This window comes from Allobosea sp. LjRoot9, assembly GCF_964252745.1.
GTDB lineage: Bacteria > Pseudomonadota > Alphaproteobacteria > Rhizobiales > Beijerinckiaceae > Allobosea.
The window spans coordinates 41,131-56,935 of the sequence record NZ_CAXUPC020000010.1; the positions used below are offsets into that span (position 1 = coordinate 41,131).

Here is a 15,805-nt window from a genome sequence, read left to right on the forward strand (position 1 = left end):
TCGCCCCGCTCAGGAGATTCGCGTGACGGAAGCCGCATCGCCACCAATCCGCCGGGCCATGGTTCTGGCGGCCGGGCTGGGCCAGCGCATGCGGCCGATCACCGATACGCTGCCCAAGCCGCTGATCAGGATCGGCGGCAAGGCGATGCTCGATCATGCGCTCGACCGGCTGGCCGAGGCCGGGGTCGAGGAGGTGGTCGTCAATGTCCACCACCTCGCCGGACAGATCGAGACGCATGTCGTGGGGAGAACGAGCCCCCGGATCGTGATCTCCGATGAGCGGGCCGCGCTGCTGGAGACGGGAGGCGGCACCAAGAAGGCGCTGCCGCTGCTGGGCAATGGGCCGTTCTTCAGCGTCAATTCGGATTCGCTCTGGAGCGAGACCGGCATCTCCAACTTCGCGGCGATGGCACAAGCCTGGGATCCGGCGCGCATGGACATGCTGCTCCTCCTCGCCCAGCGCGAAACCAGCGTGGGCGCCGGCGGCAAGGGCGATTTCTTCCGCGACGACGATGGACGGTTGACGCGGCGGGGCGAGGCCGCCAGCGCCCCTTATATCTTTGCGGGTGTCGCCGTGCTGACCTCGCCATTCTTCGCCAGGACCCCGGACGGGCCGTTCTCGCTCAACCTGCTGTTCGACCGCGCCATCGCCGCGGGCCGGCTCTTTGGCCATATGCTCGAGGGGCAATGGCTGCATGTCGGCGCGCCGCATGAAATCGCGCCCGCCGAAGCCGCCTTCGCGGCGGCGCAGGCGCTCGATGCCTGAACTCAACCTCTTCAGCATTCCCGCTGGCGCACCCTTTCTGGAGGTGCTGGCGCAGGCGATGCTGGATGGCCGCTTCGGCAGGATCCACGACCCCGACGATCCCGCCGCGATGGCGCGCGCGACGCTCTATCTGCCGACACGCCGGGCCGCGCGGGCCTTCGCCGCCAGTCTTTCGGACAAGCTCGGAGGCCAACCGCTGCTGCTGCCGCGGATCGTACCACTCGGCGATGTCGACGAGGCCGAGACTGCCCTGATCGGCGCCGGCGCCTGGACGGATGAACGCGTCGCGCCGATCGACCCGCTGGTCAGGCGCATGCTGTTGACGCGGCTGGTCGACGCCTGGGGCAAATCAGCCAATCGCAGCCATCTCAAGCTTGATCCAGCCGAGCCCTCGCTTGTCCCGGCCACGCTCGCCGAGGCTTACGGGCTTGCCGGCGACCTCGCCGCGCTGCTCGACCAATTGCAGACCGAGGGCGTCCCGGTCGAGCGGCTCCGGACGCTGGATGCGACGCGCTTCGACAAGATCTGGCAGCTCAACGCCAGCTTCCTGGCGATCCTGGGCGAGGCCTGGCCGGCGATCCTGGCCGAGCGCAACGCCTGCGACCCGGCCGCCTTCCGCAACGCCATGCTCGCGGTCGAGCGGGAGCGATTGCTCGCCGGCGGCGCGACGGGGCCGATCATCGCCGCAGGCTCGACCGGCACGATCCCGGCGACGGCACGGCTGCTCGCAGCCATCGCGCGCCTGCCGAACGGCGCGGTCGTGCTGCCGGGCCTCGATCTCGCCTTGCCGGAAACAGCCTGGAGCGCGATCGAGACCGAGCCTGCACCGTCGCATCCGCAGGCGGCGCTGCATCATCTCATGCAGATTCTCGAAGCCACCCGCGCTGATGTCCGCTCATTGGCCGAGCCCGACGCCAGCCGCGCCAGCCGGGAGATCCTGCTGCGCGAGGCCCTGCTGCCAGCCTCGGTGACCGACGCCTGGGCCGATCTGGGGGATCGCATCAGCGTTGCGAGTTCCGAAGCCGGTTTTCGCGACCTGCGCATCGTCGAGGCCTCGGCCGAGCGCGAGGAGGCGCTGGCAGTCGCTATCGCCTTGCGCGAGACGCTCGAGGAGTCGGGCCGGCAGGCGGCTTTGATCACGCCCGATCGCGGGCTGGCCGAGCGTGTCGGCGTCGAGCTGCGGCGCTGGGGCATCGAGATCGACGATTCCGCCGGCCTGCCGCTGGCGCGCTGGCCGGCCGGGGCGCTGCTGCGATTGATCCTGGAGGCCGCTTTGACGCAGGCGAGCCCGGCGAGCCTGGTCGCCCTGCTGGCGCATCCGCTCTGCCGGTTGGGGCAGACGCCCGAGGCCGTTGCGCGCGGGGCGGCCGCGCTGGAGATCGGCAGCTGGCGCGGCGTCTCAGTGGCCAAGGGGCTGGACGGGCTGCGCATTGCCCTGGCCGGCCTGGAGGGGCTCAAGCTGGAATCGCATGCGCCGGGCCCGCGCCGGCGGCTCAAGCCCGAGGATCAGGCCGCTGCCGCTCAGCTCCTCGACGCGCTCTGTGCGGCGCTCGGCCCATTGATCGACACATGGCAGGCACCGGACGCCTCGCTCGCCGCCACCACTGCCGCGGCGAGATCCGCGATCGAGGCTTTTGCCCGCGGCCCGGACGGAAACACGCTCGCCTTCACGGGCGCGGATGGCGAGGCGCTGGCCGGGCTCTTCGACGATCTCGCCGGTGCGGAAGCCGACATGCCCGCAGGCGGGCGGGCACAGGATTTCATCGCGATCCTCGACGGGCTGCTGGCGGAGCGCGTGGTCAGGCGGTCGGGCGGCGGCCATCCGCGCGTCAAAATCTGGGGCCTGCTCGAAGCCCGCCTGCTCGAAGCCGACCATATCGTGCTCGGCGGGCTGAACGAGCTGGTCTGGCCGCCGGAGACGAAGACGGATTCCTTCATCAACCGGCCGATGCGGACCGAGCTCAAGCTGTCGCAGCCGGAGCGGAGGATCGGCCAGACCGCGCATGACTTCGTCCAGGCGCTGATGGCAAGGCAGGTGACCCTGACGCGGGCGCGCAAGGCCGGCGAATCCGAGACCATCGCCTCGCGCTTCTGGCTGCGGCTGAAAGCGGTGACGCCGCCACCGCTCTGGAGCCAGGCGAGCGCGGCCGGTAACCGATTGATCGCTCTGGCCGACCAGCTCAGCGCGCCCGCGCCAGTGCGGCCGACGGGACGGCCCGCGCCGAAGCCGGCGCGGCATCTCCAGCCGCTTTCGCTCAGCGTCACCGATGTCGAGACGCTCTATCGCGACCCCTATCAGATCCACGCCCGCAAGATCCTGAAGCTCGACGCGCTCGACCCCTTGATCGAGGATCCCACAGCCGCCGATCGCGGCAGCCTGCTGCACGACATCGTCGCGACCTTCGCGCAGACTTATCCCGAGCAATTGCCGGCCGATGCGCTCGGCCGCCTGATCGCCATCGCAGACCGGCTGTTCGAGGATTTCACTGATACTCCGGAGGTGCGCGCCTTCTGGTGGCCGCGCTTCCTGCTCACGGCGGATCATTTCATCGCCTGGGAGGAGAGGCGGCGCGGGACATTGGCGCGCGTCGCCGTCGAACGCGGCACGGGCTTCGCCTTCACGCTCGCCGACGGCGCCGAACTGCGATTGAGCGGCCGGGCCGACCGCATCGAGGTGACGCATGAGCCGAAGCTCAGGATCATCGACTTCAAGACCGGGGCGCCGCCGAGCAAGGCGCAGGTCGAGAAGGGCTTCGCGCCGCAATTGACGCTGGAAGCGGAGCTCGCGGCCCGCGCCGGCTTCCGCGACCTGATCGGCCCGACGCCGGTCGAGGCGCTGCTCTATCTCAAGCTGCATCATGATCCGAAGGCCTGGGCCAAGGACAAGCCGCTCGATTTCGACGGCGAGCCTTTGGCCGATGTCGCCGCGCGCCATCTGGAGCGCCTGCTGCAGCATCTCGACGCGCTCCGCAGCGGGCGCGAAGCCTTCGTCTCGCGGCGCGCGCCCGACTACATCAAATATGCCAGCCCCTATGACCAGCTCGCCCGCGTCAAGGAATGGTCGGCCGCCTCCAGCGAGGATGAGGGGGGCGAGGCATGAGGTCGGCACCCCAGATTCCGCCGCTGACACAGCAAAGGCAGGCGCTCGCCGCCAACCCTCGCCTCAGCGCCTGGGTCTCGGCCAATGCCGGCTCGGGCAAGACCTATGTGCTGGTCAACCGGGTGCTGCGATTGCTGCTCGACGGCGTCGAGCCCGGCCGCATGCTCTGCATCACCTATACCAAGGCGGCCGCCGCCAATATGGCGAACCGCATCTTCAAGGCGCTGTCGGAATGGGCGACCATGCCCGACGACGGCCTGACGGAGCTGCTCACGGCGCTGACCGGGAAAACCTCCTCCCCGGACCAGCGGGCAACGGCTCGACGGCTCTTCGCGCAGGCGCTGGAGACGCCGGGCGGCCTGAAGATCGAGACCATTCACGCCTTCTGCACGCGGGTGCTGCAATCGGCCCCCTTCGAGGCGAATGTGCCGCCGCGCTTCGAGGTCGCGGATGATCTGGCCCAGGCCGAGATGCTGCGCGATGCGCGGCGCGCCTTGCTGACGCTGGTCGCAGCCGACCCGGAAGGCGCGGAGGCCAAGGCGCTCGACCTGCTCGCCCGGCAGGCGGCGCAGGACACATTCGATGCGATGATGCAGGAGGCGCTGCGCCAGCGCGCCTTGTTCAGCGATGCGCAAGGGCGGGCACGAGACGCCGGCCAGATGCGCAACGGCATGGCGGCCTTCCTGCGCATCGCGCCCGATCTGACCGCCGAGGAGGTGCAGGCCTCCTTCCGCCGGACGCTCGCCGGGATGGGCGGGCTGCCGCGCCTGATCGCCGGGCTTGAAGCAGGCAGCGCGACGCGGCAGCTTTTCGCCGCGAATCTGCGCACGCTGCTCGCCGGACAAGGCGACGGCGACCCGGTCGCCCAGTGCCGGCGCGGCTTCATCACCGAGGCCGGCAGCATCAACGCCAATATCCGCGGCAAGGGCAAATCCGAATTCGAGCCGGATCTGCTCTCGGTGCTGGAAAGCCTTGCAGCCGGCGTGCTCGCGGCGAGCGACCAGCTCAACGCCATCGCCATTCGCGACCGCAGCCATGCCTTGGCGCTGCTGGTGACGCGGATGCTCGCCTCCTATCAACGCCTGAAGAGCGAGCGCTCACTGCTCGACTATGACGACCTGATCGCCAAGACACGCTCGCTGCTCTCCCGCGTCGAGGCGACCTGGGTGCTCTACAAGCTCGACGCCGGCATCGACCACATCCTGCTCGACGAGGCGCAGGACACCAGCGAGGCGCAATGGGCGATCCTGGGCAAGCTCGCCGAGGAGTTCAGCACCGGTCTCGGCGCAGGCGAGGACGCGCTCAAGCCACGCACCGTCTTCGTCGTCGGCGACGAGAAGCAGTCGATCTACGGCTTCCAGGGCGCGATGCCGAAGGCTTTCGGTGACGAGCGCCAGCGGCTCGGCCGACGCATCCAAGAGGCCGGGCAGCGTTTCGAGCCGGTCAGCCTCAACACCTCCTTCCGTTCGACCAGCGACATCATGCAAGCGGTCGATGCGGTCTTCGCCGCGCCCGACCATGCGCGCGGCCTGGTCTTCGACGGTGCTCAGCGACCCGAGACGCATGACACGGTGCGCCGCAACGACCCCGGCTGCGTCGACCTCTGGCCGCTCTGCGCCAATGACCAGGGCGAGCCGCCCGACGCCTGGACGACCCCGGTCGACGCGGCCGAGCGGCGCAGCGGCATCGTCAAGCTGGCCTCCCGCATCGCCGGCGTGCTCGGCCGCTGGAAGCGGTCCGGGCAGGACGATCTCGGCCACCCCTTCGCGCCGGGCGACGTGATGATCCTGCTGCGCCAGCGCGGGGCGCTGTTCGAGACGATCGTCAAGGCGCTGAAGGACGAGGGCGTGCCCGTCACCGGCCGCGACCGCCTGACACTCGCCGACCACCCGGCGGTCGAGGATCTGATCGTGCTCGGGCGGACGCTGCTGCTGCCCGATGACGACCTCACGCTCGCAACCGCATTGAAGACGCCGTTGATCGGGCTCGACGACGACGACCTGCTGCGCCTGGCGCCCGAGCGTGCCGGTTCGCTGCGCGAGGCGCTGCGAGAGGCCGGCGCGAGCGAGCCGCGCTATGCGGCGGTCGAGCACAAGCTGGTCGCTCTGGCCGAGGAGGCCGGGCGCTCCGGGCCGTTCCGCTTCTTCGCCGGGCTGCTCGGCCCCCGCGGCGGGCGCAATCTCGCCTTGGCGCATCTGGGAGCCGAGGCCGGCGACGCACTCGATGCCTTCCTCAACGCGGCGCTCGACCATGAGCGCCGCCATGGCCCTTCGCTCGCCGGTTTCCTGCAGCATATTTCCGGCACGGCGGCCGATGTGAAACGCGACCTCTCCGCCAGCGCCGGAGAGGTCCGCGTCATGACCGTGCACGGCGCCAAGGGGCTGGAGGCGAAGATCGTCATCCTGGCCGATCTCGCGCCCGAACCCGGCGCTAAGCGTTTGCCCAAGATCCTCGCCGTCGACGCGCCACGCGGCCTGCCTGTGCCGCTCTGGCCGCCGGCCGGCGCGGAGGATGCGGAGGCGACGCGGGCCGCCAAGGCGCTGGTCGTGCAGCAGATGGTCGAGGAGCACCACCGCCTGCTTTATGTGGCGCTGACGCGGGCAGAGGACCGCCTGATCGTCTGCGGCGCGCAGCCCAAGGGTGAAGCGCCCGAGGGCAGCTGGTATGCGATGGTCGCAGCCGGGCTCGCCGCCTCCGAACAGGGCCTGCGGGACATTGCCGCGCCCGACGGCCAGGGCGTGATCCAGCGTTTCCGCGTTTCCGTGCCGCGCGCCGCCGCGCCCGCCAAAGCGCTGGACGCGCCTGGCGCGATCGAGATACCCCCCTGGTTCGGCCGCCCCGCGCCGCGTGAGCACGAACCCGCGCCGCCCTTGAAGCCGTCGAGCGCCCTCTCTGCCGCCGACGGCACTGAGCGGCCGGGCGACGGACCCTTCCTGGCCCAGGCCGCGAGCGCCGGCCGGTTGGCGCATCTGCTGCTGCAGATCCTGCCCGAAATCGAAGCCGCACGACGCGAGGCGGCCGCACAGGCGCTGGCGGCGACGCGCGGCGGCGGCCTGCCAACGGAGCGGCGCGCGCGGATCGTCACGGCGGCGCTTGCCTTGCTGCGCGAGCCGGCGCTGGCCGCGCTGTTCGCTGAAGGCTCGCTCGCCGAGGTGCCGGTCACCGGCGCGATCGCGCTGGCGGATGGTTCCCGGCGCTCGGTGTCAGGCCAGATAGACCGGCTTGCGGTGACGCAGGATGAAGTCCTGATCGCCGATTTCAAGACCACGGCGCGGCCCCCCGCGAATGCGGCCGCGATCCCGCCCACGACGCTGGCGCAGCTTGCGGTCTATCGTGCGCTTGTCGAGGCGATCTATCCCGGCCGCCGCGTGCGGGCGCTGGCGATCTACACCGCGACGCTGACGACGCTCGAGCCGGACGCGCATGATCTCGACGCTGTCCTGGCAAGAATGGCAGATCCGGCGAAAATAGCAGGTTAGCCTTGCTTCAAGGGCCTGCGACCGTGCCTTGACCCGGGCCTTGCGCATTCATAGCTTCACCGCGAATGCAGCGCTGCTGCCAAACAGATTGTGAAAGGCGACCAAGCCATGGCGACGACCAAAGTGACCGATGCGAGCTTCGAGGCGGATGTCCTGAAGTCCTCCGAGCCGGTCGTGGTGGATTTCTGGGCGGAATGGTGCGGTCCCTGCCGCATGATCGGCCCGGCGCTCGAGGAAATCGCCGGCGAGATGAACGGCAAGGTCAAGATCGTGAAGATGAACGTCGATGAGAACCAGGCGATCCCCGCCCAGTTCGGCATCCGCTCGATTCCGACCCTGATGCTGTTCAAGGACGGCAAGCTGGCCTCGCAGAAGGTTGGCGCCGCCCCCAAGAGCGACCTGTCGCGCTGGATCGCCGGCTCCGTCTGAACGTTTCGCCCAATCCAATAAAAGAAGCCCGCCTTTCCCTGGGGGAAGGCGGGCTTTTTCGTTGCATCAAAGGCCGAGGCCGGCTCGATCAGGCCTTGCTGCGGTTATCGACGCTCAAAGCGCCGGCGCCGGCGACGAAGAGATAGAGGAAGATGAAGCAGTAGAGGATCGCGGCGTCGCCGCCGTTCATGATCGGGTAGAAGCTCCGGGGTGCGTGCATCATCCAGTAGGCGTAGGCCATCTCGCCCGCGAGGATGAAGGCGACGGGGCGGGTCAGGAAGCCGACCAGCAGCAGCAGACCGCCAAAAGTCTCGAGGATCGCGCCGAACCAGAACAGCGTGAAGGCGGCCGGAAGGCCGCTGGCCGGCGCCACGGGGAAGCCGAAGAGCTTCTGCGTGCCATGGGCAATGAAGATCAACGCCGTGACGATGCGCAGCAATCCGAGCATCTGAGGGGAGTAGCGCTGGAGGGAGTTGAGGGCCTGCATGTATCTCTCTTTCTGTACAGCTTGCGATTTCGACACTGAATCTTCGTCGACCCGCGGAGAATCGATCGAGGCATCACCACCCGAAGGCTTATTTTGCGCTTGATAGGCAGATTGTCGCAGGCGGCGCAATATTCTCCGCGCGGCGATACAGGCTTGCATGATTGCAACATCTTCACGTTCGCGTGACGCTGCGACGCATCCCCGTCTGCCCCAGGCTTAACCACCCCTTAAAAGCGCCATGTTTCACTCCTGTTTGACGCGAGGGCAGCTTTACCTTTTTGAGAATGTGCCGACAGGCTTGAACGGGGCGGAATGAGCGACAGGACGAGACGGGGCGAACGGCGCGAGCCGTCATTCGAACGCGGCCGCGACGAAAGCCGCGACGATTTCGACATGCGTCTGTCCGACGATGATCGCCCTGGGCGCGGCAACCGCGCGCCCGCCCGTTATGACGAGCGGCGCGAAGCCCCGCGACGCGACAAGCGCAGCGGTGGCGGCAATGGCGGTGGCGGCCGGCGGCGCAAGCGCAAAGGCCGCTCGCTGCTCGGCGGCCTGTTCTACTGGACCATGGTGCTCGGCCTCTGGTGCGCCATCGGGCTGGGCGGGCTGATCGCCTATCACGCCGCGCAATTGCCGCCGATCAACCAGCTCACCGTGCCGAAGCGACCGCCCAATATCGCGATCCTCGCCGCCGACGGCACCTTGCTCGCCAATCGCGGCGAGACCGGCGGGCGCACCATCACCATCGGCGAGGTGCCGCCCTATCTGCCCAAGGCCTTCGTGGCGATCGAGGACCGGCGCTTCTACGAGCATTTCGGCATCGATCCCATCGGCCTGGCCCGCGCCATGGTCAATAACCTGCGCCGCAGCGGCGGCGTGCAGGGCGGTTCGACGCTGACGCAGCAGCTCGCCAAGAACCTGTTCCTGACCCAGGAACGCACCGCCGCGCGCAAGATCCAGGAGGCGATCCTGGCGCTGTGGCTGGAGCGGACCTACTCCAAGAACCAGATTCTCGAACTCTACCTCAACCGCGTCTATTTCGGTTCGGGCGCCTATGGCGTCGAGGCTGCGGCGCAGCGCTATTTCAACAAATCGGCGCGCTCGGTGACGATCGCGGAGGCCGCGATGCTGGCTGGCCTCGTGCAGGCGCCCTCGCGGCTCGCGCCCAACCGCAACCCGGACGCCGCCGAAAAGCGGGCGCAGCTCGTGATCGCGGCGATGGCCGATCAGGGCTTCATCTCGCAGTCTGCCGCCAAGACGGCGCTGACTGCGCCTGCCGAGGTGCCGGAACGCAGCGGCGCCGGGTCGGTGAACTATGCGGCCGATTATGTGATGGATGTGCTCGACGACTTCATTGGGGGGGTCGAAGGCGACGTCACCGTGCTGACGACGATCGACACCAAGCTGCAGGCCTCGGCCGAGACGACGCTGGTCGAGGCGCTGGCGGCGCAAGGCGCCAAACTCAGCGTCAGCCAGGGCGCGGTCGTCTCGATGGCGCCGGACGGCGCGCTGCGGGCGCTGATCGGCGGACGCGACTACACCAAGAGCCAGTTCAACCGCGCCACCGCCGCCAAGCGTCAGCCGGGTTCGTCCTTCAAGCCCTTCGTCTATCTGACCGCGCTGGAGCAAGGCCTGACGCCGGACACGATCCGCGACGATTCGCCGGTCTCGATCAAAGGCTGGGAGCCGGAGAACTATTCCCGGAGCTATCGCGGCCCGGTGACGCTGCAGACCGCCTTCGCCCATTCGCTCAACACCATCGCCGCCCGGCTCATCCAGGAGGTGACGCCGAAGGAGGTGGTCCGCACGGCGCAGCGCCTCGGCATCTCGTCCAGCCTGCAGCCCAATTTTTCGCTGGCGCTGGGCACCTCCGAGGTCACGCCGGTGGAGTTGACGACGGCCTATGCCACCTTCGCCAATGGCGGGCAATCGGTGCTGCCCTATGTCATCCGCGAGGTGAAATCGGCCTCCGGCAAGGTGATCTATGCCCGCAAGGGCTCAGGTTTCGGCGCCGTGGTGCAGCCGCAGACGCTCTCGATGATGAACACCATGTTCCATGAGGTCATGATCAGCGGCAGCGGCACCAAGGCCAACATTCCCGGCTGGGAGGTCGGCGGCAAATCGGGCACGACGCAGGATTTCCGCGACGCCTGGTTCGTCGGCTTCACCGCCCGCCTCGTCACCGCCGTCTGGCTCGGCAATGACGACAACAGCCAGATGAAGCGGGTCGCCGGCGGCGGGCTGCCGGCCGAGATCTGGGGCAAGTACATGAAGGCCGCCCATGCCGGCATGCAGCCTGCGCCGCTGCCGGGCGGGCTCTGGCGCAGCGGGCCGAAATCGATCTTCGACAATGGCGCGCCGGTCGCGGCCGCGCGGCCGCCGGCCAATACGCAGACGGCCGACAGCGAACGCAGCTGGGTGCCGCCGGCGCCGCAGGAGAAGAACCTGCTGCAGAAGCTGTTCGGCGGCTGATAGCCGGTCAGGCCTTGCTGGCGCGGATCGCCGTGCTCGCCTTGAACAGCACCAGCGCGGCGACACCGAGCGCCGACATCACCAGCGGCAGCGGCAGCGCCGTGCCTTGCAGGGCATGGCCGACGAGAAGCCCGACACAGGCCGAAAGCAGCATCTGGCAGAGCCCGTTGAAGGACGAGGCCGCGCCCGCCCTGTCGGGGAACGGCATCATCGCCGAGGCCTGCGACTGCGGCATGGTCAGCCCGACGCCGCAGGCATAGAGCGCCATCGGCACGACCACGCCGAACGGCCCGCCGAAACCGGCCGCGACGCAGATCAGCATCGCCACGCCACCGCCGGCGAGACAGGCCACGCCGATCGCGATGACGCCGTCCAGCCCGCGCGAGCCGACGAGGCGCTGGGCGAGGATGGTGCCGCCGATGAAGCCGAGGACGCCGAAGCCGAAGGACAGGCCGTACTGCACCGGCGACAGGCCGTAGACGCCGATCAGCACGAAGGACGAGCCTGAAATGAAGGCGAAGAGCCCGGCATAGGCCAGCGCGGTCAAGCCGACATAGACGCGAAAGGCGCGGTTCTGCAGCAGCACGCCGAAGCCGCGGAAGATCGCGGGGATGGAGAGCGCGCCGGGCGTGCGCGCCCTGAGCGTCTCGGGCATGACGAGAATGATCGTCGCGGCGAGGCCGAGCGCGAAGACGAGCGAGGCGACGAAGGTCGAGCGCCAGCCGAAGGCGTCCTGCAAGACGCCGCCCAGGACCGGCGCGACCGCCGGCACCAGCCCCATGATCATACCCATGCGCGCCATTTCGCGGCCGGCGCGCGGCCCCTCATAGAGATCGCGCACCATGGCGCGGCCGAGCACGATCGGACCGGAGGCGCCGAAGGCCTGGACGGCGCGCGCCGCCGTCAAGGCCCCGATCGAAGGCGCGAGCGCACAGGCGAGCGTCGCCAGCAGGAAGAGGGCCAGCCCTGCGAGCAGGATGGGCTTGCGGCCGAGCCGGTCGGAGAGCGGACCCCAGATGATCTGACCGCCGGCATAGCCGAAGAGGAAGGAGGACAAGGTCGCCTGCGCGCCTGCGACATCCGTTTCCATCACCCGCACGATCTCGGGCAGCGACGGCAGGTAGAAATCGGTCGAGAGCGGCCCAAGCGCCGTCAGCATGGCGAGGACGGCGGTCATCGCCAGCGTATCGGGACGGAGTTTCATCAAGGCGGCAGCGCTCGCTCATCAGGGTGCTGTTGTCTAGGCTTGGCTCGCCATGGAGTCGAGGTTCGGCGTCAGCGCACGAAATCCGAACGCCGGACAAGGACCAGTGCCATTCCCTTGTCGTCGCGCTTCAGCACGCGTCCGCTATCCGGCTCCTCTCCGACCAGCCAGTTCTTCCACACCGGGTTGGAGGTGACGGCATCACGCGTGGTTTCGAGGGTTGCTCGTTTGAACGATGCCATGGAATTGAAAGCCGCTTCGAAATTCAGCGGGTCTACCCGCGTGATCGTCGACGGATCGCTCGCATCACGAATCCGGACCATTGCAGGCAACTGCGCGAGCCCAAGTTCCTTTTCGAAGCGACCGAACGCGTAGCGCTTGATCTCCCGTCGAACATCTTCAAAACCGCGAGCCGATGATGGATCGTCCGCAAAATTCTGAAAAGCGATCCGTGTCGCATCGGTAAAACCCCAAGCAGGCCCCTCCCGCCCACTCAGGAGCACAGCTAGAAGACCTTGCGCACCAAGGTCCACGACAACCGCCTCACCTTTGGCGAAGGTTCGCGCTGTGCCCAGCCAGCTCCGTTTTTCGGCGATCTCGACGACACCGGAACCCAGCTTTGGCCCCTCCGGTGTCTCGATTTCGACGGTCAGGCGATATCGGAAGCTGTTGCGTTCGAACGCGCTCGAGCAGGCTGCAAGGCTACCGAAGAAAACGAGGAATGCGCCGGCAAGCACGGCGACGTAGCGTGTCAGCAGAATGACGAACGTCGTGTTCGAAGGCTTCCCAGTGCCCATATCAGCCGAAGCCGTGCAGCCCCGCGCCATGGCGCTTGAGCCAGACTTCCGCCTCTTCCGTGCGCGGGCAGAGCTTGTGGGTCAGGGCCCAGAAGCGGTGCGAATGGTTCATCTCCTTGAGATGGGCGACCTCATGGGCAGCGAGATAGTCGAGCACCAGCGGCGGCGCCAGGATCAGGCGCCAGGAGAAGTTCAGATGGCCCTTGGACGAGCACGAGCCCCAGCGGCTGGTGGTGTCGCGGATGGTGATCTTGCGCGCCGGGATGCCGAGCGTCGCCGTGTGCGTCCTGACGGCGCGCTCGAGATCGTCAAGCGCGGCGCGGCGCAGGAAATCCTTGACGCGGCGAGGCACATGCACCGCCTCCCCCGCCACCGCGATGATCGCCGTGCCATCCTTGTCGGTCGTCGCATGGGTGACGCCGCGCACCTTCGACCAATGCACGATGCGGTGCGGCACCCCGCGATAGGGGATGCTCTGGCCGGGCTCGAACGGAACCGATAGCGGCCGCTTGGCGAGACGCGCCGCGATCCAGCCGCCATGCTTCTCGGCGAACAGCCGGCCCGTGGCGAAATCGGCGCGTTCAGGCAAGGTCAGCGTGATCTCGCCCGTCGCCTGCGAGACGCGCAAGGTCATGCGGCGCGCACTCGCCCGCCGCTTGACCACGACCGGATAGGTCGTGCCGGCATGGGGAACCTCGATCTTGTCGGGATCGGGCTGCCGCTTGAACAGGGAGAGCCGCATCGCGCGGAATGGTGCCGGATTCGCAAGCTTTGCGGAAGAGGCGAAAACACTCTAAGGGCGAACGGTCGGTGAACATGGTCACGCCGGCCGGCTTTTTGGTGAGAGATGGAGGGCTTTCGGCTCCTCGCCTGTGCGGCGCGAAGCGGATGCTACGGACGTCGCGACATGCGCCCAGCCCCATTTGTATTGATGACAGCGACATGGCGTATTGATATGAATGTCCATACAGGTTTCGGAAGACACCCGCATGACCCTGCAAATCCGCGACGATCGCGCTCGCGAGCTCGCCCAGCAGCTCGCTCGCAAGCGCAAAGTGACGATGACCGAGGCCGTGATTCAAGCGCTCGAGGGAGAATTGCGCCGCGAGACTGAGAAAGAGCCGCTGGCCGCTCGGCTGAAACGGATCGCGGCCGAACTCGCGGCCAAGGGCGAGCCGGGCGGCCGCGCCATGACGAAGGACGAAATCGACGCGATGTGGGGCCATTGATGTTCGTCGATACGTCGGTCATCGTCGCGATCCTGGCCGACGAGCCGGAGGCGGATGGCTTCGCCCTAAAGCTCTCGGCCGCGCCCCATCGCTACACCTCGGGGCTTGTCATTCTTGAAGCGGCGATGCGGCTGTCGAGCTTGCTCAAAGTCGATCCGATCGAGGCGGAGATCCGCATCCAGCTGGTTTTGGACGAGGCCCGAATTTCAATCGTTCCGATCAATGGCAGCATCGCCAAAAAGGCCGTGGCTGCCTTCGCGGCGTTCGGCAAGGGCCGCGGCCATCCGGCCCAGCTCAATCTCGCCGACTGTATGTCCTATGCCTGCGCCCAAGCCTACCGCGTTCCCCTGCTGTTCAAGGGCAACGACTTTTCTCAGACCGACATTCAGGTAGCCTGAAAGACCGTTTCCGCCAAAAGATCAGCTCGCGATCTTCAGCGCCTTGCGAGCCTCGACCGCGCTCGCATCGCGCCGAATCTTGGCCGCATCCATGTCGAGGCTGACCATGAAGTCCGAGATGCGCGGGGCGATCTCGGAACGGAAGCGCGAGCCGTTGAAGACGCCATAATGGCCGACGCCCATCTGAAGGTAGTGGACGCGCTTGTCGGCGGGGATATTGGCGCAGAGATCATGGGCGGCCTGGGTCTGGCCGACGCCGGAGATGTCGTCCTTCTCACCCTCGACCGTCATCAGCGCGACGCGGCGGATGGCCGTGCAATCGACCGGCTTGTCGCGATGCATCATCGTGCCCTTGGGCAAGGCATGCTCGACGAAGACGGTCTCGACTGTCTGGAGATAGAACTCGGCGGTCAGGTCCATCACCGCCATGTACTCATCGTAGAAATCGCGATGCTTCTCGGCGGAGTCGCCGTCGCCCCGAATCAGATGTTTGAACATGTCGTAATGGGCGGTGACATGCCGATCGAGATTCATCGCCATGAAGCCCGAGAGCTGCAGGAAGCCGGGATAGACGGCGCGGAAGAAACCCTGGTTCGGAAAGGGTACGGTGGTGATGCAGTTGTTGCGGAACCAGTCGATGCCGCGATCCATCGCGAGCTTGTTGACCTCGGTCGGCGAGCGGCGCGTGTCGATCGGCCCGCCCATCAGCGTCATCGAGCGCGGGGCGCAAGGGTCGTTCTCCGCTTCCATGCGGGCGATCGCGGCGAGCACCGGCACGGAAGGCTGGCAGACGGCCATGACATGCGTGTCGGAGCCGAGCATCTGCAGCATGGCGATGACGTAGTCGATATAGTCGTCGAGATCGAAGCGGCCGGCCGAGAGCGGCACATGGCGAGCATCGACCCAATCGGTGATGTAGACCTCATGGCCGGGCAGGAAGGCCTCGACCGTGCCGCGCAGCAGCGTGGCGTAGTGGCCCGACATCGGCGCGACCAGCAGCACCTTGGGCTGCGGCTTGCGGCGGCCCTCGATCTTGCGGTCGAAATGAATCAGCCTGCAGAAGGGCCGTTCCCAGACGATGCGCTCCTCGACCGCGACCTTGACGCCGTTGATCGTGGTCTCGGCCAGGCCAAAGGCAGGCTTGCCATAGCGACGCGTGCTGCGCTCGAACAATTCGCAGGACGCGGCGATGGTGCGCCCAAACGGCGTGTAGCTCAGCGGATTGGCCGGGTTCTTGAAAGCGAGCTGCATCGCGTCGGAGAGTCCGCGCGCGGGGCTCACCATCATGTGCACAGCTTCGAAGGCATGGTAGGCAAACGACATGGCGGCCCCGTACATGCGAAATCGGTCTTTCGGTCGCGGCGACGATTCATGATGCGCCGCAACAGGGAACGCACCGTAGGTGGTATTTGTTCTCATACAACCCGGCTAAAGACTAAGATTT

12 protein-coding genes are annotated in these 15,805 nt (G+C 67.5%); 7 read left to right on the forward strand and 5 right to left on the reverse strand.

Annotation, left to right across the window (positions count from 1 at the left end; translation table 11 throughout):
* The first annotated feature begins 22 nt into the window (after nucleotides 1-22).
* The 4 genes from ACSQ3P_RS26715 (at nucleotide 23) to trxA (ending at nucleotide 7,774) form a co-directional block, all read left to right on the forward strand.
* Nucleotides 23-766: a nucleotidyltransferase family protein gene (locus tag ACSQ3P_RS26715; RefSeq protein ID WP_436168495.1), complete on the forward strand. Its 744-nt coding sequence runs from the start codon at nucleotides 23-25 to the stop codon at nucleotides 764-766.
* Nucleotides 759-3,866 (forward strand): double-strand break repair protein AddB, encoded by a 3,108-nt coding sequence (addB, locus tag ACSQ3P_RS26720; protein ID WP_436168496.1) that lies wholly within the window; start codon nucleotides 759-761, stop codon nucleotides 3,864-3,866. Before ACSQ3P_RS26715 ends, addB begins: the two co-directional genes overlap by 8 nt.
* Nucleotides 3,863-7,345: a double-strand break repair helicase AddA gene (gene addA / locus ACSQ3P_RS26725; RefSeq protein ID WP_436168497.1), complete on the forward strand. Its 3,483-nt coding sequence runs from the start codon at nucleotides 3,863-3,865 to the stop codon at nucleotides 7,343-7,345. The genes addB and addA overlap by 4 nt, the downstream gene beginning before the upstream one ends.
* A 108-nt stretch (nucleotides 7,346-7,453) precedes the next feature.
* Complete coding sequence (trxA, locus tag ACSQ3P_RS26730) at nucleotides 7,454-7,774, forward strand: thioredoxin (protein ID WP_069689150.1); 321 nt, start codon at nucleotides 7,454-7,456, stop codon at nucleotides 7,772-7,774.
* Between the two features lie 88 nt (nucleotides 7,775-7,862).
* Here trxA and ACSQ3P_RS26735 read toward each other — a convergent pair whose 3' ends face one another.
* A complete protein-coding gene (locus tag ACSQ3P_RS26735) occupies nucleotides 7,863-8,261 on the reverse strand; it encodes a DoxX family protein (RefSeq protein ID WP_436168498.1) in 399 nt (132 codons plus the stop codon).
* Nucleotides 8,262-8,573: 312 nt separating this feature from the next.
* Here ACSQ3P_RS26735 and ACSQ3P_RS26740 point away from each other — a divergent pair, with 312 nt between their 5' ends.
* On the forward strand, nucleotides 8,574-10,733 hold the full coding sequence (locus tag ACSQ3P_RS26740; RefSeq protein ID WP_436168499.1) for a transglycosylase domain-containing protein: 2,160 nt from the start codon (nucleotides 8,574-8,576) through the stop codon (nucleotides 10,731-10,733).
* Between the two features lie 7 nt (nucleotides 10,734-10,740).
* Here the strand turns inward: ACSQ3P_RS26740 and ACSQ3P_RS26745 are convergent, their stop codons facing one another.
* The 3 genes from ACSQ3P_RS26745 to ACSQ3P_RS26755 form a co-directional block, all read right to left on the reverse strand.
* Nucleotides 10,741-11,937 carry a multidrug effflux MFS transporter gene (locus tag ACSQ3P_RS26745; protein ID WP_436168500.1) on the reverse strand — a complete coding sequence of 399 codons (1,197 nt, stop codon included), beginning with the start codon at nucleotides 11,935-11,937 and terminating at the stop codon, nucleotides 10,741-10,743.
* Between the two features lie 71 nt (nucleotides 11,938-12,008).
* Entirely contained in the window at nucleotides 12,009-12,734 is a 726-nt protein-coding gene (locus tag ACSQ3P_RS26750) for a hypothetical protein (RefSeq protein ID WP_436168501.1), read from the reverse strand.
* A 1-nt stretch (nucleotide 12,735) separates the two neighbouring features.
* Complete coding sequence (locus tag ACSQ3P_RS26755) at nucleotides 12,736-13,476, reverse strand: M48 family metallopeptidase (RefSeq protein WP_436168502.1); 741 nt, start codon at nucleotides 13,474-13,476, stop codon at nucleotides 12,736-12,738.
* 247 nt (nucleotides 13,477-13,723) lie between these two features.
* Between ACSQ3P_RS26755 and ACSQ3P_RS26760 the strand changes: the two genes are divergently transcribed.
* Both ACSQ3P_RS26760 and ACSQ3P_RS26765 read left to right on the forward strand, forming a co-directional pair.
* Complete coding sequence (locus ACSQ3P_RS26760) at nucleotides 13,724-13,963, forward strand: type II toxin-antitoxin system VapB family antitoxin (RefSeq protein WP_436168503.1); 240 nt, start codon at nucleotides 13,724-13,726, stop codon at nucleotides 13,961-13,963.
* Nucleotides 13,963-14,361, forward strand: coding sequence for a type II toxin-antitoxin system VapC family toxin (locus tag ACSQ3P_RS26765; protein ID WP_436168504.1), 399 nt, complete (start codon nucleotides 13,963-13,965; stop codon nucleotides 14,359-14,361). Before ACSQ3P_RS26760 ends, ACSQ3P_RS26765 begins: the two co-directional genes overlap by 1 nt.
* Nucleotides 14,362-14,382: 21 nt before the next feature.
* On the opposite strand, the gene ACSQ3P_RS26770 is transcribed toward ACSQ3P_RS26765, so the two are convergent.
* Nucleotides 14,383-15,684, reverse strand: a complete 1,302-nt coding sequence (locus ACSQ3P_RS26770; protein WP_436168505.1) for a polyhydroxyalkanoate depolymerase — start codon at nucleotides 15,682-15,684, stop codon at nucleotides 14,383-14,385.
* Nucleotides 15,685-15,805 lie beyond the last annotated feature (121 nt).

Bases quoted from the DNA above. Each gene is read 5' to 3' on its own strand.
- ACSQ3P_RS26750 (WP_436168501.1), bottom strand. From the start codon at position 12,734: ATGGGCACTGGGAAGCCTTCGAACACGACGTTCGTCATTCTGCTGACA.
- ACSQ3P_RS26770 (WP_436168505.1), bottom strand. From the start codon at position 15,684: ATGTCGTTTGCCTACCATGCCTTCGAAGCTGTGCACATGATGGTGAGC.
- ACSQ3P_RS26740 (WP_436168499.1), top strand. From the start codon at position 8,574: ATGAGCGACAGGACGAGACGGGGCGAACGGCGCGAGCCGTCATTCGAA.
- addA (WP_436168497.1), top strand. From the start codon at position 3,863: ATGAGGTCGGCACCCCAGATTCCGCCGCTGACACAGCAAAGGCAGGCG.
- ACSQ3P_RS26735 (WP_436168498.1), bottom strand. From the start codon at position 8,261: ATGCAGGCCCTCAACTCCCTCCAGCGCTACTCCCCTCAGATGCTCGGA.
- ACSQ3P_RS26760 (WP_436168503.1), top strand. From the start codon at position 13,724: ATGACCCTGCAAATCCGCGACGATCGCGCTCGCGAGCTCGCCCAGCAG.
- trxA (WP_069689150.1), top strand. From the start codon at position 7,454: ATGGCGACGACCAAAGTGACCGATGCGAGCTTCGAGGCGGATGTCCTG.
- ACSQ3P_RS26755 (WP_436168502.1), bottom strand. From the start codon at position 13,476: ATGCGGCTCTCCCTGTTCAAGCGGCAGCCCGATCCCGACAAGATCGAG.
- ACSQ3P_RS26745 (WP_436168500.1), bottom strand. From the start codon at position 11,937: ATGAAACTCCGTCCCGATACGCTGGCGATGACCGCCGTCCTCGCCATG.
- ACSQ3P_RS26765 (WP_436168504.1), top strand. From the start codon at position 13,963: ATGTTCGTCGATACGTCGGTCATCGTCGCGATCCTGGCCGACGAGCCG.
- addB (WP_436168496.1), top strand. From the start codon at position 759: ATGCCTGAACTCAACCTCTTCAGCATTCCCGCTGGCGCACCCTTTCTG.